Annotated in this window: 1 protein-coding gene; it reads left to right on the top strand. The window is 44.1% G+C overall.

Annotated features, from left to right (window positions below; all coding sequences use genetic code 11):
* A partial coding sequence (locus AB4140_RS19715; protein WP_372002329.1) for a reverse transcriptase domain-containing protein occupies positions 1-892 on the top strand: 892 nt, incomplete at its 5' end.
* Between the last annotated feature and the right edge of the window lie 53 nt (positions 893-945).

A 945-nucleotide genomic window follows, 5' to 3' on the forward strand; every position in this document is an offset into this window, starting at 1 on the left:
TATCATCAAACAGAAACGTAAATTTGCCGTTGATGTTGATCTGTCCAAGTTCTTTGACCGAGTTAATCATGATTTACTCATGACTCAAATAAAGAGCAAGGTACAGGATAAGCGCCTTTTGGCGCTTATTGGTAAATACCTACGTGCAGGGGTGATGGTCAACGACCAATTTGAAGCAAGCTTTGAAGGAGTACCTCAAGGCGGTCCACTCTCGCCATTACTCTCTAACATTATGTTGGATAGTTTGGATAAAGAGCTGGAAAGCCGAGGGCATAAATTCGCCCGCTACGCGGACGACTTTATCATATTGGTTAAATCTCAACGAGCAGGTGAACGGGTACTTAATAGCATTACTCACTATCTTGCTACTAAGCTAAAACTGGTCGTTAATACACAGAAAAGCCAAGTGGTTAAGGTAAGTCAAAGCAAGTTCCTAGGCTTCACATTTAATCGCGGGAAAATCCAGTGGCATGCTAAAACATTGCACATTTTCAAACAAAAGATGAGACGACTAACGAACCGAAATTGGGGCGTTAGTATGGAATATCAGCTGTTTAAAGTGCGTCAATACATGCAAGGCTGGATCAACTATTTTGGCATCGCTAATGCTTATCAAGGGTGTGTCGACTTAGACCATTGGATCCGTCGTCGCGTACGTATGTGCTACTGGCGTCAGTGGCGAAAACCACGGACTAAGGTGCAAAACCTACTTAAACGTGGCGTCAAAATTCAAGTGGCCGTTGGTTGTGGTATCACAAGCAAAGGCCCATGGAGAAGTTCAAAAACACCAGGGATCCAGCAAGCGTTGAGTAATGAGTATCTGAAGAAAGCAGGATTATATTCACTAAGAGATGGATGGGTCGCAGTTCACTATCCTAACCAGAAAGTTTAGTTAGGTGTTCTAAATGAACCGCCCTGTGCGGAGCCGCATGCAGGGTGGTGTGG

It is taken from the genome of Shewanella sp. 10N.286.51.B2 (assembly GCF_041469265.1).
GTDB lineage: Bacteria > Pseudomonadota > Gammaproteobacteria > Enterobacterales > Shewanellaceae > Shewanella.